Here is a 24,828-nt window from a genome sequence, read left to right as displayed (position 1 = left end):
GCGCGTCTCAGGCGTGCGCACATATTAGGGATTCTGCTCTGAGGTGTCAAGCAGCATCTGTGGCCAACTGTTCAAAATATGACAAAACAGTTCGGCTGTTTTTTGCGTGTCATACAGTGCAGAGTGCGCTTCCTTGCCATCAAACTCAATATTGGCTGCACGGCAGGCACGTGCCAGTACAGTTTGCCCATAGGCAATGGCGCCCAGGGTTACGGTATCCAACACCGAGAAACTATGAAACGGGGTCTGGTTTTTGGTGCCGGTACGCGCTACCGCAGCTTGCAAAAAACCCAGATCAAAATGGGCATTATGGCCCACCAGAATGCAATGGGTGCAGCCTTGTTCGCGGCGAATTTCAGTCAGGCGCTTAAAAATGCGCTTCAATGCCATCTTTTCATCTTCAGCAATGGCCATGCGCATGGGGTTGTATGGGTCAATACCGGTAAAATCCAGTGAGCGACGGTCCAGCCGTGCACCTTCAAACGGATGAAGATGTGCATGCAGGGCTTCACCCGGAATAAACTGGCCTGCTTCATTATAAATAATGGGGATGCAGGCAATTTCCAGCAATGCATCGGTTTGCGCGTTAAAACCCGCAGTCTCGACATCCACGACCACCGGCAAAAAGCCACGAAAGCGCTGGCCAATTACCGGCAGGGTATCCACTGGCGTGGTCATTGAACACTCCACGGCAGGGTTTCACCGGCACGTAACGGCACCAAAGCCTGATTATCCAGATAAGGATACGAAGCTGGCACCTGATAATCCTGTTTAATCAGGGTAATGGTGTCAGTATTGCGTGGCAGGCCATAAAAATCTGCCCCAAAGTGGCTGGCAAAACCTTCCAGCTTGTCCAGGCGACCAGCCTGTTCAAAGGCTTCGGCGTACAGTTGCAGGGCAATCGGTGCGGTATAACAACCGGCACAACCACAGGCATTTTCTTTTTTGTCCTGTGCATGCGGGGCGCTATCAGTGCCCAGAAAAAACTTGGGATTACCGCTGGTTGCCACTTCCATCAGCACGGTCTGGTGCTTCTGACGCTTTAAGATCGGCAGGCAGTAAAAATGCGGGCGCACTCCACCAACCAGCATGTGGTTACGGTTAAACAGTAAATGTTGCGGGGTAATGGTTGCTGCCACATTACGGCCCTGCTCCAGTACAAAATGCGCCGCTTCACTGGTAGTAATATGTTCAAGCACCAGTTTGAGCTTGGGGAACTGGCGCAGCATCGGGGCCAGTACTTCATCCAGAAAGCGTTTTTCACGGTCAAAGATGTCCACATGGCTATGCGTGACTTCGCCGTGCAGCAATAACGGGAACTGGTGCTCTTCAAGCTGTTCAATAACCGAATATACTTTACGAATGTCACTCACCCCATTTTGTGAATTGGTGGTGGCACCCGCTGGGTACAGCTTGATAGCCTGCATGAAATCGGTGGCCTTGGCCTTGGCAATTTCAGAAGCTGGGGTTTGATCGGTAAAGTACAGCACCATGCGCGGATCAAAGGCTATCCCTTGTGGGGCATGGGCCAGAATACGTTCACGATAGGCCGCCGCTTCCTCAACGGTACGAACTGGCGGAACCAGATTTGGCATGCAAATCAGTCGGTTAAAATGCTGGGCAGCGGCTGGCACCGTATGCGCAAGTGCAGCACCGTCACGCAGGTGAATATGCCAATCATCAGGACGGGTGATGGTAAGAGTATTCAAGGGTCAACATCATTGCTTAAAAACCCAATGATAATTCAATTATCGAAATGACGGAATGACTTGCAGGAAGATATCTAGTCTTGATAGTGTGAACCAATATTTGAATAAAACACTCAAATATCAATTTCACATAGGGAACATGTGATGGCTGCTGTATTAACGTGTATAAAACGAGAACTTAAGTGAGTAAAACTGCTACCGCTGCCTTGCCCGAGGAAACCCTTCAAGAGGACCAGTTTATACGCAAGCTGCTGGCAGACCGCCGGCGGATTAGCCGCCCTTTTCCAGAGAGCCTTGAAACCCTGTTCTGGCAATCACTGGCCCAGCGCTCACTGCAAATGATCCGCAATATTGCCACGCTGGGAGTGCTGATTTATATTGTGGTTGGATTAATCACGTTTCCCAGTATTTACCTGATTGCTGATGAAAGCCATCGCCTGCATGACATCCTCATCTGGTTTCTCATGTATTTAAATGGCGCAGTATGTCTGGCAACCTTACCAGTCATTGCCAGTATTCCCGGTTTAACGCCGTACTTTCAGCGTTTTATTATTGGGGTTAGCTTTGTCGGCATTTTTTTTACCAGTTTTTTAACTGTGCAGTATGAGGAGCCACGCCTCACCCAGCAAGGTGGTTACATTGTAGTATTTGTCTACATGCTGATTTATTTCCTTACTGGCACTCGCCCTTTACTGTTGTGGATTACCTGCCTGATTGCAGGGTTGTTACCGCTTCCGTTGTTATGGGTAATGGGAATCAAGTTTGATCCCATGATTTATTTTTATTCGGTCATATTCAGTAATTTTATTGGATTCTTTGTTAGCCAAAGTATTATTGGCAAGGAACGTATCAGTTTCCTGCAAGCCCGCCTGCTGGAGCTGGACAAGCTGCATTCCAAGTTGATGAGCAATGAATTAATCCGGCTGTCCAATGAAGACCCGCTCACCAGCCTGTATAACCGCCGCTATTTTAATGAAGCCATCCATACCGAATGGGATCGGGCAGATCGTTCTGGTGAGCCATTGTCGCTGGTGTTTGTCGATATTGACTGCTTTAAAAATTATAACGATACCTATGGCCATCTTAAAGGTGATGATGCACTGGTAAAAGTAGCTGAGGTGCTGAAAAACCATATGCGCCGTAGTTCGGACATGGCAGCGCGTTATGGCGGCGAGGAGTTTATTCTGCTATTGCCCAATACACCGTCCAGTGGTGCGCAAGTCGTTGCCAACAATATTATGAAAGCTGTAGATTCTTTAAAGGTTGAGCACAGTGCTTCACTCACTGGTAAATACCTGACCTTAAGCATTGGCGTAGCCACCTGGACGGGTGAGGCAGACATGACAGAAACCCAGTTGATTGCGCAGGCTGATTCAGCGGTTTATCAGGCGAAATCAGATGGACGCCATCTGGTGCGGGTGTTTGGTGAAACACACTAAAAATTAAACCCTCTTAAAGCGGATGATTAAACCGGCTTTAAGAGGGTTATTATTATTATAAAAAGAACTTATTTTTTGTTTTTAAGCTGTGGAATGGCAGAACCCTGACCAATCGAAAGCAAACCAGCCTGCGTATAAACGCCCAGCTTGGCACGTGTATCGGTAATGTCCAGATTGCGCATGGTCAACTGGCCAATACGGTCCATTGGGCTAAACATGGAATCACCTTTTTCCATGGTGAGGCGTTCAGCTTCATAGGTCAGGTTAGGCGATTCAGTATTCATAATCGTGTAGTCATTGCCACGGCGTAGTTCCAGCGTCACTTCACCGGTAATGGCTTTAGCCACCCAGCGCTGGGCAGTTTCACGCAGCATGAGCGCCTGCGAATCAAACCAGCGGCCCTGATACAGCAGGCGACCCAGACGCAGGCCATTCATGCGGTATTGCTCAATGGTGTCTTCGTTATGAATCCCCGTTACCAGACGCTCGTAGGCAATGTGCAGTAATGCCATGCCCGGCGCTTCATAGATGCCGCGTGATTTTGCTTCAATAATCCGGTTTTCAATCTGGTCTGACATCCCCAGACCATGACGGCCACCAATACGGTTGGCTTCCAGAATCAGTTCAACCGGATTGCTAAAGGTCTGGCCGTTTAAGGCAACTGGCATGCCTTCTTCAAAGCGCACAGTCACTTCTTCTGGCTTAATAACCACGTCATCTTTCCAGAAGGCCACCCCCATAATCGGCTCAACAATCTTGATGCCGGCATTGAGGTATTCAAGGTCTTTGGCTTCGTGGGTGGCACCCAGCATATTGGAATCGGTGGAGTAGGCTTTCTCTTTGGACATTTTATAGTCAAAGCCGTTGTCGATCAAAAACTGCGACATTTCGGCACGGCCGCCCAATTCATCAATAAAAGTCTGGTCCAGCCACGGCTTATAGATTTTTAAGCTAGGATTGGTCAGCAGGCCATAACGGTAAAAACGCTCAATGTCGTTGCCTTTATAGGTTGAGCCATCACCCCAGATGTTGACGTCATCTTCTTTCATGGCAGTGACCAGCATAGTGCCGGTTACTGCACGACCCAGTGGGGTAGTATTAAAATAAGGAACGCCACCCGTGCTAATGTGGAATGCACCACACTGGATAGCAGCAATGCCTTCAAGTGCAAGCTGTAAGCGACAATCAATCAGGTGCGCTTTGACGGCACCATAGCTGGTTGCTTTTCTGGGAATGGCCTCATAGTCATCTTCATCAGGCTGACCCAGATTTGCGGTATAGGCATACGGCTCTGCGCCTTTTTGCTTCATCCACAATAAAGCTGCCGAAGTATCCAAGCCACCAGAGAAAGCAATACCAACTTTTTTGCCTACCGGTACATGCTGCAAGATTGTTGCATTATCAGACATTGCGAATCCTAACGTCATAAAAAAAAGACACCCGTTTAAGGTAGTCTTGGTGAGTTTGTATTAGCCATTGGCCGCATTATATCACTTTTCATTCAACTGTTTTTACGAAAAATAATCTTAAACACAGTGTAGTCTGACAAAGTGCTGTGAGGTTGCTGGCTAAAGACAGCTTTGGCTGTGCAAACTTGGTATATGTAACCAAGTCATAAAATTAATCAACAAAGTTCAAATGTTTAGCGGTTTTTAAGCAGCGATGGTGACAAAAATAACTTACGCTGAAATTAGACTATACTTGAGCGTACAGAGTCAGTGTTTTAATTTGACCTTAAATACCTTGGGCTGATATAGCAGTAAAAAATGCGTACTTTGTTTTGGCGGAATCTATTCTGGCGCAGTCTGGTCATTATTTTTTTAATACTGGCATTTGTAGGTGTCCTGTTGCCGGGCTTGCCAACCACCGTATTTTTAATTCTGGCCGCATGGGCAGCATCCAAAGGCTGGCCAGCACTGGATCACTGGCTAACCAATCATCCCAAATATGGTCACCTGATTCGTGAGTGGCGTGCGCATAAAACCATTCCACGCAAGGCCAAGGTCATTGCTACATTAATGATGCTGGCAAGTGGTAGCCTGATGTGGTTTACCAATGCGCCATTCTGGGTAAAAATTTTTACGGATGGTATCATGCTGCTGGTGGCTGTATGGATGTGGACACGTCCCGAACCCAAATATGAACTCATGGTACTTGCCCCAGCCAAAACCAATCCGGACACACCAACTAAGCTGAAACCATAAACTTGGAATAAATATAAGGTTATTGCGCGAGGATTGACTAAATGAGCATGCTTAAAGATTGAATCCCTGCGTAAGCTGGGCAAAGAGTCATTAATACAAGTGAATCATAGTTATCGAGCATAAACAGGATGAGGTTAATGCGCCATTAAGCAAAAATCAGCAAGCCTTTGTTAAACCATTGAACTCAAACTTTCAATCCTAAATTTTCCATGCGAACTTTCAATTCCAAATCAGCCTGCCTGCATGCTAGGCTTTAAGCAGTTTACCTTGTCACTCAGGTTTATATTTTAGCGCCATGTCCAAGCCTTATATTCAGGTGGATATTTCCACCCAGCAACTGCATTTTTTCGGTAATGTCAAACGCAGCTATTCTATTTCAACCGCACTGAATGGTGTAGGGGAGCAGGAAGGAAGCGGCTGCACACCCCGTGGCCAGCATCTAATCAGCGACAAGATTGGCACTGATCAACCAATTAATAGTGTGTTTGTGGGCCGTGTATCGACGGGTGAAATTTATACCGATGCACTGGCAGCACAGTATCCCCAGCGCGACTGGATTTTGAGCCGCATTTTGTGGCTGTATGGCATTGAACCACAATTTAATCAAGGCGCAGGCTGTGATAGCCACAGCCGCTATATTTATATCCATGGTACACCAGACACTGAACCGATGGGCATAGCGCGTTCACATGGCTGCATTCGCATGCGCAATAGCGATATTATCGAATTATTTGATCTGGTAGAGGTAGGCATACGCGTAGATATTTTTGAGCAACTTGATGATTAATTGCAGCATTTAATTTGACCATTAAATGCTAAATACAAAAACTGCTTGTATATTGTATATATAGCGCTTCAAAAAGCTCAAATATACACCAGATTAAGCTGGATTAGCCAATTTTTGGACAATCAGCTGCAAAATTTCAAAAAAAGCTGAAAAGCGTTTGACAGCTTACCTAGATTCTCTATAATGCACCCCACAACGCGATGAAGCCTAGCTTTGTAATGTTGTGCAGGCGTTATAATTCATTTGAGTTTGTATGCCTGACTTGCGAAATTTTAAAGCACTGCTTTAAAACTTCTCAGGGCGTTTAGCTCAGTTGGTAGAGCAGCTGCCTTACAAGCAGCGGGTCGGCGGTTCGAGTCCGTCAACGCCCACCATGTTAAAGTTGTTGTTATGTAAAAATAACGCGATGCAGCGGTAGTTCAGTCGGTTAGAATACCGGCCTGTCACGCCGGGGGTCGCGGGTTCGAGTCCCGTCCGCTGCGCCATTTCCTCTGATTCAGAGGGCGTTATCCCAAGGTGACAATGCTTTTAACAAGCACTTGACTGAATGCAAGTAAACATTCAAACGCACCAGTTTACCCCATTGGTCGCGATAACGCAGCGGTAGTTCAGTCGGTTAGAATACCGGCCTGTCACGCCGGGGGTCGCGGGTTCGAGTCCCGTCCGCTGCGCCATTTATTTCTAAGCAAATCCTGGATTTGTTCTTGCGCTCGAAATTTTGAGTAGCAGACTGATGATGGATATATAGACTACGCAATTTGCTTGTCTTGTATCAAAATCAAAGCAGTGCTTTGATTCTTCCTCAGGGCGTTTAGCTCAGTTGGTAGAGCAGCTGCCTTACAAGCAGCGGGTCGGCGGTTCGAGTCCGTCAACGCCCACCATGTTAAAGTTGTAAATAAAATGAAACCGCGCTTTTTAGTGCGGTTTTTTGTTTATTAGGATGAATTTCCAAAGCTACTTTTATTCATAAACACAAAAATTTATTTTATTTAACTTATTTAATTTATGTGAGAAATATTTTTAGCTATAGTTAATGATATTGGGTATATCAGCGACAATAAGTCTGTAGGAAGGGAAATAAGTAATTTTCTGTTTTTATCCCAGGCCAATGCCTTTAAAAATATATTGCAGTGAACAAATAATAGAAAGGGAGTTTCCTATGAAGGCAAGTTTTTTAGGGGTGGCAGGATTATTGTGGCTGGCTCAGGCTGCCCAAGCCAGTACTGTCTATAAATGTACCACCAGCAAAGGCACTACTTATCAGGAAGCGCCCTGTGCGGTAGAAGCCACTTCAAAAAGTAAAACTGGTGCATTATCGGCCAAGCCTTCAGCCCAAAAGGTGATGAGTTCATCAGGCCTCACCAATAAAACTACTCCAATGGAATATGACCGATGCCTAGCTTTTCAGGGCATTATGAAAAGCATGTTTGTTCGTAAAGGCTATAAGGTTTTGTCGGATACGCGAACGGGGAATATGTCGGTACTCAAGTATTGTCTGGAAGATGGCACTGCAATTGTGACCTGTAACAAAGACACGCGAACCATGGTGGAAACGCTGACGCACAATATGAATGCCTGCAAATAATACAGCTAAAGTTGAATTTGGAATATAGGGATTGGTTTTAGCACTAAAATGAGTTTCGACATTATAAAAAGCTCCTGTAACGAAGGAGCTTTTTAATCAGTGAACCTTGAGCTAACAGCGGCCTTTTTTAGCCTGACCGGGTGGACAGAAATTGCCATCGTGTGGGTGCTTGCTATGGGTGCGGTCCGGATCAACCACCACATGGCCACCGGGTGTATGGACTGCACAGCCTGGGCTCAGTACGCCAGTAGTAGCAGCTACTATTAGAATTTTAAATAGTCTTGGCAGCATATCTTTTCTCCAGCACTTATTTTGTACAGCATAAAAGAGCAGATTTGCTAAAGATAATTTATTTTGTATAAGCCACTGGATTAATGCGTAACCAAATTATCCAAAGCCTGTTTTAAAAGGGATTTGTCCATTGTTAAAAGACCTATCCATATTGATAGGCCTTTGTTTTCAAATAATTGCTGTAATAAATCATCAAATGGCATTAATTCTCAGCCGTGGTTTTGACATCAACCAGACCGGATTTTTGCCCCCACCAGACAAGGCCTACCAGCAATTGACGTTTGTCATCAACAAAAGCGGGTTTTTTGCCTTCAAAAATATGGCCTGCAAACTGAAATCCCCAGCCTACAGTAAACATGGGAACAGCAAGAGGGAGGCCAATGATAGTGGCGCCGACGGGTAGCGACGCTGCAATCAGGGGGATGCCAATTTTATGGCAAAACTGGTTGCGGGGGTTCTGGTGATCAGCTTTATAGCTTTGTAGCAGGCGTGTCCATTCTGCATTTAAGGTAATTTTCATGGTTGATGCTCCATCGGGATTATTTGTTAAATAGCTTACAGGTCACTCGGCAATTGACACTATCAACTAGGCGACAATCTTTAACTGGGCAGTAATCTTTCGTATGATTGAATAATTGGTCTAACGCGGCAAGGCAAGCACATGGCAATAATGCCTGATATGAGTTCCCATGAGATGCACCAGTTACAGCAAGGCCAGTGGTTTCGCTCATTGCCGGCTGATGTTCAGCAACGGTTATTAAGCTCTGCCAGACTTAAAAATCTGGCTGCCCAGCAATATTTGTTTTATCGCAATGATGTGTTTGATGGATTGTATTGTGTGCTGGACGGGGCATTGCGTATTAATAGTCACAATGAACAGGGCAAGGAAGCATTGCTGGCGGTGATTGAACCCTGCAACTGGTTTGGCGAGATTGCACTGATTGATGGCTTGCCGCGTACCCATGATGCTGTGGCAGAAAAATCCAGCAGGCTACTCTGGATACCCCCTGCCGCGCTGGAGCAAATGTTGCAGGACAACCCGCTCTGCTGGCGTTACATGGCGCAGCTCAGCACACAAAAAATCCGTTTTACCTTTGCCAGCCTAGAGGAAAATGCGCTGTTTCCGGCTTTTAAACGGCTGGTGAATCGTTTGATTTTAATTGCTGAAGGCTACGGGGAGTTAAGCCAGAATAGCCGCCGGGTGTTAAATTTGCCACAGGAACAGCTGGCCAGTATGCTAGCCATTTCACGCCAGACCACCAACCAGATTTTAAAACAGCTGGAAATGCAGCAGCTCATTCGGGTGGACTACCGGGAAATAGAAATTCTAGATTTAAAGGGCTTAAAGCAGTTGAGCCAGAAAATATAACAGCCCGTCACAAGGACAGGCTGTTATACAAAATGTCATTCAAGTTTTGCTTTAAAGTCTATTAATAAACATCACGGCGATAGCGCCCATTTAAGGTCAGTTGTTCCAGCATCGCCTCACCCAGAATCTGAGTCAGCGCTGCATCAACGGCTGGGGCCATGCCATCAATACTGCCACAGACATAAATGGACGCACCTTGTTCTACCCATTGCTGTACCTGTTGCTGTTGTGCCAGCAGGCAATGCTGCACATAGCGGCGTTCGGGCTGGTCGCGTGAAAACACCAGATCCAAGGATTGCAGGTGCTGGTTAATGTGCCACCGGTCAAGCTGCTGGGCAAAGAAATAATCACGTTCACGCTGGCGCTCACCAAAGATCAGCCAGTTGCGGCTAAAGCCATGCAGGGCACGGTATTTTAAAATACTCATCAGGCCCGCAATGCCGGTTCCGTTACCAATCAAAATAACCGGGCGGTTGTCATCGGGTGCATGAAAGCTTTCATTGCTACGAATGCGTAGCAAAATATTCTGACCAACCGCCGCATGGGCAGTCAGCCAGCCAGAACCCAGGCCTAAATTCAGGCCAAGACCATTACTGGTTTTGTTCTGGCGCACCACCAGACTTAAATAGCCATCCTCTGGAATGGATGCAATCGAGTATTCCCGCCATGGTAGCGGCTCAAGCTGTTCTAGCCATTCCTGCAAGCCGAATTTTTGCGGTGTGCTGGCTGTTGCGTGAGGATTTAGGTTTAGGTAACGCAGTGCCTTAAATAGGGGCATCTGCTGGCCATGAAGCTGGACCTTACTTTCTGCACTGAGTGCATGCTGGGCCAAAAAGGCGGCAATAATGTCATCACTATTGCCGGGCTGGATTTCAGCAATATCACCGGCATTCCACAGGGCATCATGCTGGGCACTCAGCCGGATTTCAAAGGCAGGTTCGCCCAGACTGTCGGGATTGAGCAGCTCACGGCTTTGCAACAGCCACTCGTCAAATACTTTGGTAATGACCATGCTATCCAGACGGGTATGTGTGACACCGCTTAAGGCATCATGCCAGCGATTAAGGTCCGTATTGCTGCCATAGTTCACTTCAATACAGTCAAACAGGCGATTGGCGCTGCCGTCATCCAGCCACTGATCGAGCTGTTTGCCAAAGGCGCAGTAAGTGGCCTGATATTCCTTGTCACCCAGTGCCAATACCGCATAATTAAGCTGGCTTAAACCAACAGGCTGCGCCAGATATTTTTTGGCAAACCCACGCGCGTGATCAGGTGGTTCACCCTGACCATACGTGCTCACAATAAAAAGGGCATTTGTCGCATGTTTTAGCTGGTCAATGCTTAACTGATCCATGCTGATAACCTTGGCAGGGATACTGGCCTGTTGCAGGCTTTGTGCAGTACGCCAAGCCACTTGTTCGGCAAAGCCAGTCTGGCTGGCATAAACCACCAGCCATGGTGACTGGTCGCCATTGGCCAGCGGTGCAAGTTGTTGCGCTGCAAGGGTTAATTTTTTTTGCTTACGGCGCTTAAGGTAGAGCATCCAGCCAGTAATGAAAAACAGCGGCATACTGAGGGCAGCCAGCATGGTCAGGAACTGCCAGACCGGCCCAAAAAAGCTACCGCGATGCACTGGCAACATGCTGCTCATGATTTTTTCATTTAGGGCTTTGTCTTTATAAAAGCTAAGTTCCTCAATATCTTGCTGGGCCAGATTATATTTTAGGGTGTTACGTGCACGCTCATGCTGTGGCACAGCATCTACAAAGGAAATTTCCAGCGTATTGCCTTTTTGTGGCAGGCGGAAGGTAGCTGTTGAGTAGCTTTTAATGGTCTGGTTAAAGACCTGCCAGCCCTGGTTTAAAGCCTGAACTGGGTTAATTTCAGGCTTGTTGCGGCCTTCGCCATCTTTACTGCCACGGCTATTAGCTGGTGCACCATCCTGTCGTGCCCGCATTGGACGTTCGCCACCCGAAGGCTTTTGTTCGCCAGCACCCGGGCCTCTGGGGCCGCCCTGCTGTTGCGGGGGTTCAACGCCCATAACGCTATAGGCTGCATTACGATACCAGTTATAAGACCAGGTTAAACCCGTCAATGCCAGCAACAGGTAAAATACCAGCACCCATGTACCCACCACCGCATGCAGGTTCCATAAAAAACTGCGTCCTTTTAAATTCTTTTTAACCACTAGCCATTCTTTGGCAGTGCTTTTTTTAGGCCAGCGTAAATACAGTCCGCTTAAAATAAAATAAATCAGGATAAAGGTACTAATACCGGTAAGCTGCTTGCCAAATTCCCCCATGGTCAGGCGACGATGCAAGTCTTCAATAAAATGAAAGAAGGCTTCGCTTTTGGCTTCGGGCAGGCGCTCGGCAGTATACGGGTTGACATAATAGGTTTTGCCCCGGCGATTGCCCGGTGCAGCCACATTGACACTAGCAGCTTCAGTTGTTGAGTTGGCCTCGGTGTTTGAGGCCGCCACGGTTACGGCATTAATGGCCTGATCAGGATACTGGCGCTGATAGGCAGCATAGAGCTGGGCAGGGCTGAGCACAGTGCTTGGCTGGGCCTGTACTACAAAGCTGTCGGGATTCAATATTTTTGTAATAGGTTCTTCATAGGAATATATAGCGCCGGTTACGCCCATGATGGTCAGAATAAGCCCCGCGCTAATTCCAAAAAACCAGTGTAACTGGAACAGAATTTTTTTTAGCATAGTCATCAGAACATTCAGCAACCCGGAAATGAGGCAAATTATAGCGAAGTTAACTGAGAATGATTAAACTTTTCATTTATTTTTAATAAAAAATTTAATGAAATAGCAGTCATTTAGCCATGCTAAAAAAAGCATAAACAAAAGCCGACTAGGATGTCGGCTTGAGCTTGAGAATAACCACCAATAATAAAGTGGCCTCTTGTCTGCCGGATTTTAATTATTTGGCGGGGCCAACGGTTTCAGTTAAATGCTTGCGAATGGTATCAAACGAGAAATTTTGCGAATTCATGCGCTTGGGTAATACATGCGCGCCCTGCTGGCCTTTGACCTTAAAGGTTAAAAACAAAAAGTCCGGGTGATCCTGCCATTCGGTCACATCTTTCCAGCTAATCATGCCGCGACCTTCCTGTGCGCCCATGCGTTGAATCATGGTCAGGCCCTGTGGCTGCACACCCATTTTAATGCCCTTGATGTCCTCAATCAGCTCCTGACCGAGCTTGCGCTTGACATACCATTCCAGCCCAAAGCGCCGGATCAGCAGGTACAACACCACGCCTACCAGCATTAGCCAGAAGATAATGGTCGAGTAGTTCTTTACAAAAACCAGTCCGACAATAGCCAGCGCGACAATAATGCCCAGAATGATCCAGGTTTTTTGGCTAATGGTATTGGTACGGCGCCAGATGATAAGTTGTGCGCTGCGCTGTTCAGCTTCAGACAGTTCAAACGGAACCGGCTGTAGCGTATAGGGATAGAGGTTTTTGGCCATAATGAATAAAAATCTTTGTTTTGCAGAATATGGGTATAGTAGCCCAAAAGTGGCCTGATCTAAAGTCGCTAGCCACAGGAATTAAATAGCCATAAAAATGATCTTTAGTGGAGAAAACAGTTTTAAAAATAGTTTTAAAAATAACCGGAAAATGTTATTAAATAATCTATCAGGATGAAAATGAAATTTGTACCAATTACAAAAGCCAGTAGATGAAAACAAGACTTTTGATGGTATCAGGGATGGGTCAGGGGAGTAAGCATGATGATGAGTCAAATCATTCGCATGGTGAGGATTATTGCTGTTTTTCCATTGATGGGCTTGAGCCTGTTTATTTATAAATTGGCCCTGCAACCGGCCATACACCAGTTTTATAAGCTGGAGCCGGATATGCTAATGGTATACGGGCTGGTACTGGTTGCAGCACTGGTACATGCGGTGTTACTTAGCAGTGTGGTATTAAAGTTTTATCGTGTTTCGCTGGGCGTGATCAGCAGTCTGATGGGGCTGGGCGTTCTGGCTTATTGCATTCAGTTGGCATGGTTAAGTCCGCTGGAGCATGCAGTATTCTGGCTGGTGGTGTTTTTAAGTTATGTGCTGGTCTGGATGGTGGTTTTATGGTTTGGCCACTGGTTTGTGCAGCGTGAACATGAATTTGAAATGCATGCGCATGCCGCCAATAATACAGACGACTTTGGTTTATCGGCAAAAAATAGATCAAGCTAGCACAAAGCACTGATAGTAAAAAATACCGGATTAAAACGATGCGTATTAAAAAAATGGCAAATTCAGGCTACACATAAAAATACAGTTGGCTTGGCTAATAACCATGTGCTGAGTCATTCAGGCACAGTTATCCTACTTTGGAGGGGTGAAAATGCGTGTTCATGTTTTACAGCATGTGGCTTTTGAAGGTTTGGGTTGCATTGAAGAATGGGTGCAGTCCAGACAGGCTACTTTAAGTTTTACCCGATTCTTTTCTGATCATGAAAATAGCCTGCCCGCCACTGATTTGTTTGACCTGCTGATTGTGCTGGGTGGGCCAATGAGTGTGAATGACCAGACTGAGTATCCGTGGCTGGCACAGGAAAAAGTATTTATCCAGCAGGCCATTGCCGCGCGCAAGCCAGTGCTGGGTATTTGTCTGGGCGCACAATTGATTGCCTATAGCCTTGGTGCACCGGTGTATCGTAACAGGCTTAAGGAAATTGGCTGGTTTGCAGTTGAAGCTATGCCGAATTTGCCTGAGTCAGCATTTGCATTTCCGGCACAGGCCACGGTCTTTCACTGGCATGGTGAAACTTTTGACTTGCCAGCCGGAACGATCCATCTGGCTAAAAGTGCAGGCTGCCAGCATCAGGCTTTTCAGTATCAGGATTATGTGATTGGCTTGCAGTTTCATTTGGAAACCACCACAGACACAGCCGCGCAGATTGTAGCGCACTGTGCCGATGAGCTGGCAGAAGAACTCAGCAAAGACCAGCCCTATACTCAGGATGACGCGCAAATTGTGGCGCTAACCCCGCAATATAGTAATGCCGTCAATGGTCTAATGAATGAGATACTGGATTTTCTGGCGCAAGCGATCTGATTGTTGCGCGTTGACAGGTTTTGATGCAACGGATAACCCTGCCAATGCTTAAGGTTTGTCCGTTTTGTTATGCAACTTTAGTGGTAAATTGATCAATAACACAACGCTATTAACAAGAATGAAGCTTAATTATTGATTTGGCCCACTAAAATAGGGTGCTTCCATCACTATTTTAGATGTATGCCAATGACGTCTTCTACCACACGTCCTTATTCAATGCGCTGGATTGTGATTCTGGGTTTGCTTACGGCACTGGGGCCACTGTCCATCGATATGTATTTGCCTGCTTTACCTGCCATGGCCAAAGACCTATCGGTTGAAACAGCGCAGGTGGCCAATAGCCTGCCAGCCTACTTTTTTGGGTTGGCACTGGGACAGTTGATATATGGCCCAGTGAGTGACCGCATTGGCCGCAAGTTACCCCTGTATTTTGGCTTAAGCCTTTTTGTAGTGGCCAGTCTGGTTTGTGCACTGGCCAGCAGCATTGATGTGCTACTGGTTGCGCGCTTTTTTCAGGCACTGGGTGGTTGTGTGGGCGTGGTTATGGCACGGGCTGCCATTCGTGACCGCCTGAGCATGGCAGAGTCGGCACAGGCCTATTCCATGCTGATGCTGGTAATGGGTGCTGCACCCATTCTGGCACCGATGCTGGGTAGTGCCTTGCTATTGTGGACAGGCTGGCATGGTATTTTTGTTCTGCTGTTGCTCTGTGGTTTGGCCTGTTTGTTGCTGATTCATTTTTATTTTGATGAAACCCTGCCTGTTGAATCACGACGCAAGTTAAGCGTTGGGCAAGTGCTTGGTACTTACGTCGAGCTGCTTAAGGATCACCGTTTTCGCACCCCGGCACTGGCTGGTGGCCTGCTGGGCGCTGCCATGTTTGCTTATATTAGTGCATCCTCGGCGCTGTTTATTGATCACTTTGGCGTGTCTGCCCAGAACTTTGCCTGGATCTTTGGCTTTAATGCATTTGGTCTGATTGTACTGTCGCAACTCAATGCACGGCTGGTTAAGCGGATGGGCGTATTACGGCTGTTGCACATTGGCGCCAGCATGCAAAGCTTTGGTGCCATATTCTTGTTATGTGTGGCGCTGTCTGGACATAGCAGTCTAGCCACCAGCATGTTTGGGCTATTTTTTGTGGTCTCTGGCGTCGGCTTAACGGGTGCCAATGCCACTGCTATTGCACTGGCAGAGCAAGGCAAGCGTGCCGGCATGGCCAGCGCCCTGATGGGTGCCTTGCAGTTTGGTTTTGGCCTGCTGGCTGGGTTGGTGCTGTACATGCTGCCGTATGCATTATCCCTGTCGATGAGCATTGTCATGGTGGTATTAATTGGTGCGGGCTTGACTGCCGTGTATGTGCTGCGCTGGCGTGAGCGCCGGGCCATGCCGCCAGTGCCACCGACAGGTGCCTAAACTCAATAGAACTTCATCCTATAATTGTGGCGTTGGTAGCAATAATTACAGGGTATTCACTGAAAATTAACGGAACAATAAAATGGACTTTACTTTAAACGCCTATTACACCTTGATTAGCGCCGTCATTATTTTGCTGATTGGGCAATATCTGGTAAAAAAAATCCGCTTTCTGCAGGATTTCAATATTCCCGAACCTGTTGCGGGTGGTTTGGTGGCCGCTATTATCCTGTTTGCTATTCATGCACTTACTGGCTACCAGTTTAACTTTCATAAAGAACTGCAAACCGCCTTCATGCTGATTTTCTTTGCCTCCATTGGCTTAAGTGCCAACTTTGCCAAGTTAAAAGCCGGCGGCACGGGGCTGGTCATTTTTCTGGTCATTATTGCTGTGTTTATTCTGGTGCAGGACGTGGTTGGGATTGGCTTGGCGGCTGCACTGGGACTTGATCCCCTAATTGGCCTGATTGCGGGTTCGATTACACTGGTGGGTGGCCATGGTACAGCCGGTGCGTGGGGGCAGGTCATGGAGCAAAAATATGGCATACAAGGGGCGGTGACGCTGGGTATTGCCTGTGCCACGTTTGGACTGGTGATTGGCGGACTGATTGGCGGGCCGCTTGCCCGTTCGCTGATTGCGCGTCATCACCTGCATTTGCCCGCACCGCAAGCCAATAACAATTTACCTGTGGCTAAAAACAGTGATGTGCTGAATTTTGAACAACCCCAGAAAGAACGCCTGATTACTGCCACCACCGCAGTTGAAACACTGGCACTCTTTGCCGCCTGTTTAGCTTTTGCCGACTATATGACGATTATTGCCAAGGGGACAGCCTTTGAATTACCTACCTTTGTCTGGGCGCTGGGTGGTGGGGTAATTATTCGCAATGCGCTGGAATATATTTTCCGGGTGGAGATGTTTGATCGTGCCATTGATGTGTTTGGTAGCGCTTCACTATCGCTATTTTTGGCGATGGCGTTGCTGTCGTTAAAGCTGTGGGAACTGGCGGGCCTGGCTGCACCCCTGATGGTGATTCTGGCAGCGCAAACCGTGGTGATGGCCTTATATGCCTACTTCATAACTTTTTATGGCATGGGCCGTGATTATGATGCGGCAGTGCTGGCTGCTGGACATTGTGGATTTGGCATGGGCGCAACGCCAACTGCCGTTGCCAATATGCAGGCCATTACCAACAAATACGGCCCATCGCATAAGGCTTTTTTGATTGTGCCTATGGTCGGTGCGTTCTTTATTGACTTGATTAATGCGGGCGTGATTCAGGTATTTATCAAATTAATTGGATAACTTAAACGTAGGCACTAAAAAAGCTGCTGATCAATTGGTAATCCGCAGCTTTTAACAGGCTTATAACGCCTGAATCTGCTCAAGGGTTAGGCTATGAATTTCAAATAAAGGCTGCTTGAGCAGGGCATTCAGTGCCTTGATGGTCTGGTAATTCGAGCCATTCCCATTGATTACTAAAGCCTGCTGTTGTGCATCAAAGCTGATGCCTGCTGCGTTTTGCAAAAAGGCCTGCAAGATTTCAGGACTATCACTCAGGTCAGCCAGACTTCCTTGCAGGGTTTGCTCTATTCTGCTCAGGAAATACCAGTCACAATCGCTATCTTCAATAAAATCCGGATCATGATCAAACAATATCGAACCAGTATCATAGTGATCCATATAGGATTCTTCTGCATTGATCCAGAGCGCATAATGCGGCTTGCTATCATCAAATTCGATGAGCTGATAACATAAAATGCCAGACAATCTGGCAAATTCAAACGCGTCATCCTCGCTCATTTCTGGCAAGGTTTCGCTATCAAAAGGTTTTCCGGTTTTTTCTAAAACAAAGGCTTCAATTTTTTCATAGGTTTCATCGTCTGCCTCACCGTTGCCAATATCGTACTGGCTTAATTCATATTCATTATATAAGGCGTCAACAATCAGGGTCTTATAGGCCTGTTCCGCTTCGGCTTTATCGGTATAAACCGCTGTAATTCGTCCGGCAGTGGCATCATCGGTTAAAAACCATTCATCGTTGTAGGCAAATTCATTGTGGCGGATGACATATTTAATGTTGCTCATGATTTATTCACTTTAAATGGATTCTGGGTCGGTAAGGTTAAGCTGTTTTTCAAGCTGATATATTTCTTCAATAGATAAATAGCGCATTTCTTGTTCAATAGGATTTTTCAGCAACGCATTAATTTGCGCTAAATCCTTAAATTTTATTTTTAACAAGTTTTGATCTTCATATTGAATATCAGAATTTTCTTCTAATAATCGCTGTAATAACAAAGGCGTATCACTTAACTCTTCTAAGGAGCCTTTTAATGTAACGTAATGATCATATGGATCAACTACAGGGGGAATGACTTCGTGATTTAAGGGATTATTTTTTATAAAGTTAGCCGCAATAAAAATATTACTTTTTAAATCATCTCCAGTATTAATCTCACAATCATCATATTTTTGCTGTTGGTAATCGAACAAGGCTTGTTGTTTTAGATTTTTAGGGTACTCATATAATCCATAAACAGCACATTCTAATTCTTGGATAATCTCAAATAAATCATCAACTGATTTTTGTACTAAAGCGGCTTCTTTGCCATAATCATCTCTACCAGAATATTCACAATAAATAATATTTGCAAATTTTGCTTTGTGACTAAATTCATATTCTAGCTGCTTCCATTTTTGAATGGCTTCTTCTTTATTATTAAATAATGCAGCTATATGACCTGCATGATCTGTGTTATCCAAAAGTGATTTATACCATTCATCGGTATACCAAAATGATAAATGACGAATTGCATAAATTTTTTCATCTTGTTGCATTTTTATTTTCTCTTAATTAATGTTTACTTTTAAATCCTGCAACTTCAGCGCGCTAAGTGGCACCGCCATACCATTGTCCATCCACAGTTCAAAGCGCATCGGGTTAAAAAACATAGCGGGTGTAATATCAAATTCAATGAATTTGGCATCACTTTTGCCCATCAGCGGTAAAATGGTATTGATAAACCAGCTATTGTGGGTGATCAGCAGGGATTTTAACTGTCCGGTAACGGATAGGGGTGAGAGTAAGGTGGCAGATAGCGTGGGATCATCAATTACCTCACAATGAAATTTTTCCAGACGCTTGGCCAAACCGTCCGTAGGAATATCCTGCATGGCAGCCACAAAATCGCCTAGCGTTGGAATAAAGCGATGGTGAAAATCGACCAGTAAATGATCTTTTTCACACAGGTCTTTGACCTCAATATTTTTACCGGCACTATTATTAAAATGATGGCCAAATACCGGAATAATTACTTCCTGCACGCCCCAAAAGGTATGCAAAATACGGTGACGATTGTCGGTACATAGCATTTTGGTGCTGTCGATCAAGGCATGAATTTCAATATAATCTTCAAGTTCGCCACCGCGCCGTCGTTGTGAAATTTGCGCGTGCTGTACAGGATTCATGGTTAACTTTAATCCGCTTTATTTACCCTGAATCCTAGCAAAAAAATAGGGCAAATAATTGAAATAATTTATGATTAAGTCATATCTTGTCGCTTAATAAATTTTTATAGGATTTCTATAGAGCAATAAAAGAAAGCGCAATAAAAGAAAAAAGCCATGCTAAAAATAACATGGCCTCTTAACAACAATAGAAAATAAAACTTAACCCAGCATTTGCTTCATCAATTGATTCACCTGCGCTGGATTAGCCTTGCCCTTAGAGGCTTTCATCACCTGACCGACCAAACCATTAAAGGCTTTTTCCTTGCCGGATTTATATTCTGCAACCATGGTTTCATTGGCCGCTAATACGTCCCTGATAATGGCCTCAATGGCACCCGTATCAGTTTCCTGTTTTAGGCCTTTTTCCTCGATAATTTGATCGGCTGTTTTGCCAGCTCCTTCAAACATCTCGGCAAATACTTGTTTGGCAATCTTGCCGCTAATGGTGTTGTCCACAATGCGGGCAATCACACCACCCAGTTGCTGTGGCGTAACCGGGGAATCCACAATGTCCGCATCACTTTTATTCAGTGCGGCCAGCAGTTCACCCATTACCCAGTTGGCTGCCTGCTTGGCCTGTTGTGCGCCACCTGCCGCTTGTACGGTGGCTTCATAAAAATCGGCCAGATCACGCGAACCAGTTAAGACACGCGCATCATATTCCGGCAACTGATACTGGCTAACAAAGCGTTCGCGGCGCGCCACGGGAAGCTCTGGCAATTCAGCACGGATTTGCTCAATTTGTGCTTCGGAAATTTCGACCGGCAGCAAATCTGGGTCAGGGAAGTAGCGGTAATCGTTGGCTTCTTCCTTGGAGCGCATGCTGCGGGTTTCGTTTTTGTTGGGGTCGTACAGACGGGTAGCCTGAATGACGCGGCCGCCGCCTTCAATCAGGTCAATCTGGCGCTCGACTTCGGCTTCAATGGCTCGTTCAATAAAGCGGAACGAGTTAATGTTTTTTAGCTCGCAGCGGGTACCGTATTCATCACCGGGCTGGCGAACGGATACGTTACAGTCACAGCGAAACGAGCCTTCGGCCATGTTGCCATCACTAATGCCCAGCCAGCGTACCAGCGCATGAATGGTACGCACATAAGCCACGGCTTCTTCAGCCGAACGCATATCCGGTTCAGACACAATTTCAAGCAGCGGCGTACCAGCACGGTTAAGGTCAATGCCAGTCATGCCGGCAAAATCTTCATGCAGCGATTTACCCGCATCTTCCTCCAGATGCGCCCGGGTGACACCAACACGCTTGGTGCTGCCATCGGCAAGGATAATGTCTACAAAACCCTTGCCCACAATGGGATGATCCATCTGGCTAATCTGGTAGCCTTTGGGCAAGTCAGGATAAAAATAGTTCTTGCGCGCAAATACCGAGGCACGGCCAATTTCGGCATCAATGCCCAACCCAAAACGAATCGCTTTGTTCACCACTTCTTTATTCAAAACAGGCAGTGCACCGGGCAGGGCCAGGTCAATCAGGCTGGCTTGCGTGTTGGGTTCGGCACCAAATTCGGTGGATGCACCTGAAAAAATCTTGCTGTTGGTATTGAGCTGGCAATGGATCTCCAGGCCAATCACCACTTCCCAGCCATGCACCAGCTTGGATTTTGCACTGGACTGATTGGTAGTGGATTGGGAGGTTGTCTGAGTCATTATGCCTTCTCCTGTGCACTTACTGCGCTGTTAAGCTGGGCAGCAATCAGTGGTGAGCGTTGCAGGTGCCAGTCAGTGTGTTGCTGGTATTGATGAATAATGGATAATAGCTTGCTTTCAGACCAGTACGGGCCAATCAGTTGCAGGCCAACGGGTAGCTTATTATCATCAAAGCCCACTGGTGCGCTAATGGCGGGTAAGCCAGCAAGATTGACAGCAATGGTGTAAATATCGCCTAGATACATGCTGACCGGATCAAGGTTTTCACCAATCTGGTACGCGGTGCTGGGCGCTGTTGGCCCGGCAATGACGTCGACCTGTTCAAAGGCCCGTAAAAAGTCCTGCTGAATCAGGCGACGTACTTTTTGCGCCTTAACATAATAGGCATCGTAGTAACCGGCAGACAGGGCGTAGGTGCCAATTAAAATCCGGCGCTGCACTTCATCACCAAAACCTTCAGAACGCGAACGGCTATACAGGTCGGTCAGGTCAGTGGGGTTTTCACAGCGATAGCCATAACGCACGCCGTCATAACGCGACAGGTTACTGGATGCTTCTGCCGGAGCCAGCAGGTAATAGGCAGGAATGGCTGCATCAGTGGTGTCAAGGTCAATATCCACCAGTATGGCACCCAGTTGTACCAGCTGTTGCAGGGCCGTATCAAGACGGCTTTGTACTTCACTGTTTAAACCATTGTGGCCAAAATACTGGCGTGGCAGCCCAATGCGCAGGCCTTTTAATGGCTGGTTTAATTGGGAAACATAATCATCAACCGGACGGTCAACACTGGTGGAGTCCTTGGCATCGTGGCCTGCCATGACTTTGAGCAAATAAGCACAGTCTTCAGCAGAACGTGCCATTGGGCCAGCCTGATCAAGGCTTGAGGCATAGGCAATCATGCCAAAACGGGAAATTCGGCCATAGGTTGGCTTGATGCCGGTTAAGCCACAAAATGAGGCGGGCTGGCGAATGGAACCGCCGGTGTCAGTACCAGTTGCCAGCGGTGCCAGATCAGCAGCTACTGCGGCGGCTGACCCACCGGAAGAACCACCGGGAACCCGGTCAAAATCCCATGGGTTTTTGGTGGCACCATAAAATGAATTTTCATTGCTGGAACCCATGGCAAACTCGTCCATGTTGACCTTGCCTAGCGTGACCAATCCGGCATTCAGGCATTTTTCAACCACAGTGGCATTGTAGGGGGCAATGAACGGATTTTTTGGATCACCCAGCATTTTAGAGCCAGCCGTAGTCTTAATGCCTTGCGTACAAAAGATGTCCTTGTGCGCCAGTGGAATACCGGTCAGGACGCCTGCCTTGCCTTCAGTGCGTGTCTGATCAGCGGCTTGCGCCTGCGCCAGTGCCAGTTCAGTAGTGACAGTGACATAGCTGTTGAGCTGTGGATCAATGACAGCAATACGCTGTAAATAATGCTGGGTCAGTTCAACAGATGAAAACTGCTTGGCAGCCAGGCCTTCACTCAGCTGGCGTACGCCAAGCTTATGCAGGTCAGAAGAATAAAGATCGGTCATAATGATTCAGATATATTTTGTTAAAGAAAAAATAAGAAATACATTGCGGCAAAAAGCCTGACTTTTAGCCTTATTTAACAATTATTCAATGACGCGCGGCACCAGATACAGGCCGTCCTGGGTTGCTGGTGCCACGGCCTGGTAATCGTCACGGCGATTTGGCTCGGTCACAGCGTCATTACGCAGCGGCTGGGCATGGTCAAACGGGCTTTTGAGTGGCTCAACACCAGTGGTATCAATACGCTGCAATGCCTGCATCAGGGACAGAATTTTATTAAGGCTGGTTGCATACGCGCTAGCCTTGCTGTCATCAATGGCCAGACGGCTTAAAGTGGCAATTTTTTCAACGTCATGTGCGGTTAATATGTTGTCGGTTTGGCTTGTGTTTGCTGACATAAAAGCACACCTGCATCATCATAAAAAGTATAATTGCGGCACGTTATCATAAGATGCCGACTTGTCCAAATGGCTTGTCTAAATAATAGCATTTCGTTAAAGTTGCGTCCTTGCATTGTCATCTAATTTGCCATCTCATTTTCTTCTGGAATGCCCCGTGATTTTAAAACGTCTTTTTGGCTTGTTCTCCACAGATCTGGCTATTGATCTTGGTACAGCAAACACGCTTATTTATGCACCTGGTCGCGGTATTGTATTAGATGAACCCACGGTTGTAGCCATCCGTCACAGCGGTTCAAATAAAACGGTTGCTGCTGTCGGTATTGATGCAAAACAGATGCTGGGCCGTACACCAGCCAATATTTCTGCTATTCGCCCTTTAAAGGATGGGGTGATTGCTGACTTTGAAGTCACTGAAACCATGTTGCAGTACTTTATTCACAAGGTGCATGAAAAACGCCTGTTGCCACCAACCCCACGCGTGGTGGTGTGTGTGCCCTGCAAGTCTACACTGGTTGAGCGCCGTGCCATCCGTGAAGCAGTTGAGCGTGCCGGTGCAAGGGATGTACGCCTGATCGAGGAACCCATGGCCGCAGCTATTGGCGCGGGTATGCCGGTTGAACAGGCCTGTGGCTCCATGGTGGTGGATGTGGGCGGTGGTACGACTGAAATTGCCATTATTTCCCTGTCAGGCTGTGTGTATTCCGACTCCCTGCGTATCGGTGGCGACATTTTTGACGAGCAACTGATCAACTACGTGCGTAAAGCGCATGGCTGTGTGATTGGTGAAACCACGGCAGAGCGTATCAAGCAGGAAGTGGGCATGGCCTATGCCGATGGCAAGGTACTGGAAATTGAAGTGCGTGGCCGTAATCTGGCCGAAGGCGTACCGCGTTCATTTGTGATTAATTCTGAAGAAGTGCTGACCGCTATTTCTGATCCGCTGTCCAGCATTGTCAGTGCCGTCAAAACTGCGCTGGAACAAACCCCGCCTGAACTGTCTGCCGACATTGCCGAGCGTGGTATTGTGCTCACAGGTGGTGGTGCATTGCTGCGTAATCTGGACAAACTGTTATCGCAGGAAACCGGCCTGCCCGTGGTGGTTGCCGAAGACCCATTGACCTGCGTGACCCGTGGGGGCGGTAAGGTGCTGGAGTACTTTGACAATCCAAACTATGACATGCTGTTTGTAGGTTAATCATTTTCCGGTTTCTGACCCGGTACTAGATTTCCCTAGACAGGCTGAGGCTTTTGACAAACTCAGTAACTGTCCTTCGATAGTTAGTGAGCTTGTTGAACTACAAGTTCAGGAATCGTGTCGAATCATGGTTGCTGAGCCTGTCGAATCACAGCAAAATTTTAAGCTCTATAGTTTTTAAATCTTAAGGCGGTTCGGTGCAGTCCAATATTTTCAGCCGTCAGCCGCCAGCGATTCGTTCTTTTACGCTGGCACTGATTGCCTGTTTTGCCCTGATTTTCATTAACTGGCGCTATGAAGACTATATAACGCCAGTACGCAATCTGGTGCATCGTGCATTTAACCCGATTTATGCACTGGCCAGTTATCCCGTGTTATCCGGTGACTGGTTTCGCCAGCAAAGCAAATCAGAAGATCAGCTCCGGCGTGAAAATACCGCTATGCGTGCCGAACTGCTGCAAAATCGGGTTCGCCTGCAAAAACTGGCTGAATTGTCTGCTGAAAATACCCGCCTGCGTGGCTTGCTAAATACCCCGCTGATTATTGATGGCCGTATGCTGATTAGCGAGGTCATTGGTACTGACACTGATCCGTTGCGCCAGATTTTAATTACTTAGATTCTCAAATGAAGTGCAACAGAGATTAATTTATTG

Annotated in this window: 23 protein-coding genes, 4 tRNA genes and 1 pseudogene; 15 read left to right on the top strand and 13 right to left on the bottom strand. The window is 46.8% G+C overall.

Going from position 1 to position 24,828, the window contains the following annotated elements; genetic code table 11:
• Nucleotides 1-24 precede the first annotated feature (24 nt).
• Together rnt and pyrC are read right to left on the bottom strand one after the other, a co-directional pair.
• Nucleotides 25-678 carry a ribonuclease T gene (rnt, locus tag BKE30_RS09975; protein ID WP_076878460.1) on the bottom strand — a complete coding sequence of 218 codons (654 nt, stop codon included), beginning with the start codon at nucleotides 676-678 and terminating at the stop codon, nucleotides 25-27.
• Entirely contained in the window at nucleotides 675-1,709 is a 1,035-nt protein-coding gene (pyrC, locus tag BKE30_RS09970) for a dihydroorotase (RefSeq protein WP_076878459.1), read from the bottom strand. Before pyrC ends, rnt begins: the two co-directional genes overlap by 4 nt.
• A 182-nt stretch (nucleotides 1,710-1,891) precedes the next feature.
• Between pyrC and BKE30_RS09965 the strand changes: the two genes are divergently transcribed.
• Nucleotides 1,892-3,148, top strand: a complete 1,257-nt coding sequence (locus tag BKE30_RS09965; RefSeq protein ID WP_076878458.1) for a GGDEF domain-containing protein — start codon at nucleotides 1,892-1,894, stop codon at nucleotides 3,146-3,148.
• A gap of 68 nt (nucleotides 3,149-3,216) precedes the next feature.
• On the opposite strand, the gene argG is transcribed toward BKE30_RS09965, so the two are convergent.
• Entirely contained in the window at nucleotides 3,217-4,557 is a 1,341-nt protein-coding gene (gene argG / locus BKE30_RS09960) for an argininosuccinate synthase (protein WP_076878457.1), read from the bottom strand.
• A 357-nt stretch (nucleotides 4,558-4,914) separates the two neighbouring features.
• Between argG and BKE30_RS09955 the strand changes: the two genes are divergently transcribed.
• From BKE30_RS09955 to BKE30_RS09925, 7 genes are all read left to right on the top strand, one after another.
• Nucleotides 4,915-5,352 (top strand): YbaN family protein, encoded by a 438-nt coding sequence (locus BKE30_RS09955; protein ID WP_076878456.1) that lies wholly within the window; start codon nucleotides 4,915-4,917, stop codon nucleotides 5,350-5,352.
• A gap of 295 nt (nucleotides 5,353-5,647) precedes the next feature.
• A complete protein-coding gene (locus BKE30_RS09950) occupies nucleotides 5,648-6,139 on the top strand; it encodes a L,D-transpeptidase (protein WP_076878455.1) in 492 nt (163 codons plus the stop codon).
• A 298-nt stretch (nucleotides 6,140-6,437) separates the two neighbouring features.
• Nucleotides 6,438-6,513: transfer RNA gene (locus BKE30_RS09945), tRNA-Val, on the top strand.
• A gap of 34 nt (nucleotides 6,514-6,547) precedes the next feature.
• Nucleotides 6,548-6,624, top strand: a tRNA-Asp gene (locus BKE30_RS09940).
• A gap of 112 nt (nucleotides 6,625-6,736) precedes the next feature.
• A tRNA-Asp gene (locus tag BKE30_RS09935) sits at nucleotides 6,737-6,813 on the top strand.
• Between the two features lie 131 nt (nucleotides 6,814-6,944).
• Nucleotides 6,945-7,020 (top strand) — tRNA-Val (locus BKE30_RS09930).
• A 278-nt stretch (nucleotides 7,021-7,298) separates the two neighbouring features.
• Nucleotides 7,299-7,724, top strand: a complete 426-nt coding sequence (locus BKE30_RS09925; RefSeq protein ID WP_076878454.1) for a DUF4124 domain-containing protein — start codon at nucleotides 7,299-7,301, stop codon at nucleotides 7,722-7,724.
• Between the two features lie 111 nt (nucleotides 7,725-7,835).
• Here the strand turns inward: BKE30_RS09925 and BKE30_RS09920 are convergent, their stop codons facing one another.
• Together BKE30_RS09920 and BKE30_RS09915 are read right to left on the bottom strand one after the other, a co-directional pair.
• Nucleotides 7,836-8,015 carry a hypothetical protein gene (locus tag BKE30_RS09920; protein WP_076878453.1) on the bottom strand — a complete coding sequence of 60 codons (180 nt, stop codon included), beginning with the start codon at nucleotides 8,013-8,015 and terminating at the stop codon, nucleotides 7,836-7,838.
• A gap of 202 nt (nucleotides 8,016-8,217) precedes the next feature.
• Complete coding sequence (locus BKE30_RS09915; RefSeq protein WP_076878452.1) at nucleotides 8,218-8,535, bottom strand: Mpo1-like protein; 318 nt, start codon at nucleotides 8,533-8,535, stop codon at nucleotides 8,218-8,220.
• A 141-nt stretch (nucleotides 8,536-8,676) separates the two neighbouring features.
• Here BKE30_RS09915 and BKE30_RS09910 point away from each other — a divergent pair, with 141 nt between their 5' ends.
• A complete protein-coding gene (locus tag BKE30_RS09910) occupies nucleotides 8,677-9,384 on the top strand; it encodes a Crp/Fnr family transcriptional regulator (RefSeq protein WP_264754301.1) in 708 nt (235 codons plus the stop codon).
• Between the two features lie 61 nt (nucleotides 9,385-9,445).
• Here BKE30_RS09910 and BKE30_RS09905 read toward each other — a convergent pair whose 3' ends face one another.
• Together BKE30_RS09905 and BKE30_RS09900 are read right to left on the bottom strand one after the other, a co-directional pair.
• Nucleotides 9,446-12,100, bottom strand: coding sequence for a PepSY domain-containing protein (locus BKE30_RS09905; protein WP_076878450.1), 2,655 nt, complete (start codon nucleotides 12,098-12,100; stop codon nucleotides 9,446-9,448).
• A 217-nt stretch (nucleotides 12,101-12,317) separates the two neighbouring features.
• Complete coding sequence (locus BKE30_RS09900) at nucleotides 12,318-12,872, bottom strand: SdpI family protein (RefSeq protein ID WP_076878449.1); 555 nt, start codon at nucleotides 12,870-12,872, stop codon at nucleotides 12,318-12,320.
• A gap of 258 nt (nucleotides 12,873-13,130) precedes the next feature.
• Here BKE30_RS09900 and BKE30_RS09895 point away from each other — a divergent pair, with 258 nt between their 5' ends.
• The 4 genes from BKE30_RS09895 (at nucleotide 13,131) to gltS (ending at nucleotide 17,182) form a co-directional block, all read left to right on the top strand.
• The gene (locus BKE30_RS09895; protein WP_076878448.1) at nucleotides 13,131-13,595 is read left to right on the top strand and encodes a hypothetical protein; all 465 of its coding nucleotides are present in this window, start codon (nucleotides 13,131-13,133) and stop codon (nucleotides 13,593-13,595) included.
• 151 nt (nucleotides 13,596-13,746) lie between these two features.
• Nucleotides 13,747-14,460: a type 1 glutamine amidotransferase gene (locus tag BKE30_RS09890; RefSeq protein ID WP_076878447.1), complete on the top strand. Its 714-nt coding sequence runs from the start codon at nucleotides 13,747-13,749 to the stop codon at nucleotides 14,458-14,460.
• A 180-nt stretch (nucleotides 14,461-14,640) separates the two neighbouring features.
• Complete coding sequence (locus tag BKE30_RS09885; RefSeq protein WP_076878446.1) at nucleotides 14,641-15,876, top strand: multidrug effflux MFS transporter; 1,236 nt, start codon at nucleotides 14,641-14,643, stop codon at nucleotides 15,874-15,876.
• Between the two features lie 82 nt (nucleotides 15,877-15,958).
• On the top strand, nucleotides 15,959-17,182 hold the full coding sequence (gltS, locus tag BKE30_RS09880; protein ID WP_076878445.1) for a sodium/glutamate symporter: 1,224 nt from the start codon (nucleotides 15,959-15,961) through the stop codon (nucleotides 17,180-17,182).
• 60 nt (nucleotides 17,183-17,242) lie between these two features.
• On the opposite strand, the gene BKE30_RS09875 is transcribed toward gltS, so the two are convergent.
• The 6 genes from BKE30_RS09875 to gatC form a co-directional block, all read right to left on the bottom strand.
• Nucleotides 17,243-17,965: an RNA-binding protein gene (locus tag BKE30_RS09875; RefSeq protein WP_076878444.1), complete on the bottom strand. Its 723-nt coding sequence runs from the start codon at nucleotides 17,963-17,965 to the stop codon at nucleotides 17,243-17,245.
• A gap of 12 nt (nucleotides 17,966-17,977) precedes the next feature.
• Entirely contained in the window at nucleotides 17,978-18,718 is a 741-nt protein-coding gene (locus tag BKE30_RS09870; RefSeq protein WP_076878443.1) for a hypothetical protein, read from the bottom strand.
• 12 nt (nucleotides 18,719-18,730) lie between these two features.
• Complete coding sequence (locus BKE30_RS09865) at nucleotides 18,731-19,348, bottom strand: DUF6915 family protein (protein ID WP_076878442.1); 618 nt, start codon at nucleotides 19,346-19,348, stop codon at nucleotides 18,731-18,733.
• Between the two features lie 201 nt (nucleotides 19,349-19,549).
• Entirely contained in the window at nucleotides 19,550-21,049 is a 1,500-nt protein-coding gene (gene gatB / locus BKE30_RS09860; protein WP_076878441.1) for an Asp-tRNA(Asn)/Glu-tRNA(Gln) amidotransferase subunit GatB, read from the bottom strand.
• Nucleotides 21,049-22,581, bottom strand: a complete 1,533-nt coding sequence (gatA, locus tag BKE30_RS09855) for an Asp-tRNA(Asn)/Glu-tRNA(Gln) amidotransferase subunit GatA (protein ID WP_076878440.1) — start codon at nucleotides 22,579-22,581, stop codon at nucleotides 21,049-21,051. Before gatA ends, gatB begins: the two co-directional genes overlap by 1 nt.
• Nucleotides 22,582-22,662: 81 nt before the next feature.
• Nucleotides 22,663-22,977 carry an Asp-tRNA(Asn)/Glu-tRNA(Gln) amidotransferase subunit GatC gene (gene gatC / locus BKE30_RS09850; protein WP_076878439.1) on the bottom strand — a complete coding sequence of 105 codons (315 nt, stop codon included), beginning with the start codon at nucleotides 22,975-22,977 and terminating at the stop codon, nucleotides 22,663-22,665.
• A gap of 157 nt (nucleotides 22,978-23,134) precedes the next feature.
• Between gatC and BKE30_RS09845 the strand changes: the two genes are divergently transcribed.
• Together BKE30_RS09845 and mreC are read left to right on the top strand one after the other, a co-directional pair.
• On the top strand, nucleotides 23,135-24,175 hold the full coding sequence (locus BKE30_RS09845; protein WP_026471092.1) for a rod shape-determining protein: 1,041 nt from the start codon (nucleotides 23,135-23,137) through the stop codon (nucleotides 24,173-24,175).
• A gap of 197 nt (nucleotides 24,176-24,372) precedes the next feature.
• A pseudogene (gene mreC, locus BKE30_RS09840) lies at nucleotides 24,373-24,786 on the top strand (rod shape-determining protein MreC); the annotation flags it as partial.
• Nucleotides 24,787-24,828 lie beyond the last annotated feature (42 nt).

The organism is Alkanindiges hydrocarboniclasticus (genome assembly GCF_001982605.1).
Classification (GTDB): Bacteria; Pseudomonadota; Gammaproteobacteria; order Pseudomonadales; family Moraxellaceae; genus Alkanindiges; species Alkanindiges hydrocarboniclasticus.
The sequence above is the reverse complement of the archived record's forward strand: the minus strand, read 5'-3'. Positions and strand labels throughout refer to the sequence as shown.

Bases quoted from the DNA above. Each gene is read 5' to 3' on its own strand.
- rnt (WP_076878460.1), bottom strand. From the start codon at position 678: ATGACCACGCCAGTGGATACCCTGCCGGTAATTGGCCAGCGCTTTCGT.
- argG (WP_076878457.1), bottom strand. From the start codon at position 4,557: ATGTCTGATAATGCAACAATCTTGCAGCATGTACCGGTAGGCAAAAAA.
- BKE30_RS09955 (WP_076878456.1), top strand. From the start codon at position 4,915: ATGCGTACTTTGTTTTGGCGGAATCTATTCTGGCGCAGTCTGGTCATT.
- BKE30_RS09950 (WP_076878455.1), top strand. From the start codon at position 5,648: ATGTCCAAGCCTTATATTCAGGTGGATATTTCCACCCAGCAACTGCAT.
- BKE30_RS09925 (WP_076878454.1), top strand. From the start codon at position 7,299: ATGAAGGCAAGTTTTTTAGGGGTGGCAGGATTATTGTGGCTGGCTCAG.
- BKE30_RS09920 (WP_076878453.1), bottom strand. From the start codon at position 8,015: ATGCTGCCAAGACTATTTAAAATTCTAATAGTAGCTGCTACTACTGGC.
- BKE30_RS09915 (WP_076878452.1), bottom strand. From the start codon at position 8,535: ATGAAAATTACCTTAAATGCAGAATGGACACGCCTGCTACAAAGCTAT.
- BKE30_RS09910 (WP_264754301.1), top strand. From the start codon at position 8,677: ATGGCAATAATGCCTGATATGAGTTCCCATGAGATGCACCAGTTACAG.
- BKE30_RS09905 (WP_076878450.1), bottom strand. From the start codon at position 12,100: ATGCTAAAAAAAATTCTGTTCCAGTTACACTGGTTTTTTGGAATTAGC.
- BKE30_RS09895 (WP_076878448.1), top strand. From the start codon at position 13,131: ATGATGATGAGTCAAATCATTCGCATGGTGAGGATTATTGCTGTTTTT.
- BKE30_RS09890 (WP_076878447.1), top strand. From the start codon at position 13,747: ATGCGTGTTCATGTTTTACAGCATGTGGCTTTTGAAGGTTTGGGTTGC.
- BKE30_RS09885 (WP_076878446.1), top strand. From the start codon at position 14,641: ATGCCAATGACGTCTTCTACCACACGTCCTTATTCAATGCGCTGGATT.
- gltS (WP_076878445.1), top strand. From the start codon at position 15,959: ATGGACTTTACTTTAAACGCCTATTACACCTTGATTAGCGCCGTCATT.
- BKE30_RS09875 (WP_076878444.1), bottom strand. From the start codon at position 17,965: ATGAGCAACATTAAATATGTCATCCGCCACAATGAATTTGCCTACAAC.
- BKE30_RS09870 (WP_076878443.1), bottom strand. From the start codon at position 18,718: ATGCAACAAGATGAAAAAATTTATGCAATTCGTCATTTATCATTTTGG.
- BKE30_RS09865 (WP_076878442.1), bottom strand. From the start codon at position 19,348: ATGAATCCTGTACAGCACGCGCAAATTTCACAACGACGGCGCGGTGGC.
- gatB (WP_076878441.1), bottom strand. From the start codon at position 21,049: ATGACTCAGACAACCTCCCAATCCACTACCAATCAGTCCAGTGCAAAA.
- gatA (WP_076878440.1), bottom strand. From the start codon at position 22,581: ATGACCGATCTTTATTCTTCTGACCTGCATAAGCTTGGCGTACGCCAG.
- gatC (WP_076878439.1), bottom strand. From the start codon at position 22,977: ATGTCAGCAAACACAAGCCAAACCGACAACATATTAACCGCACATGAC.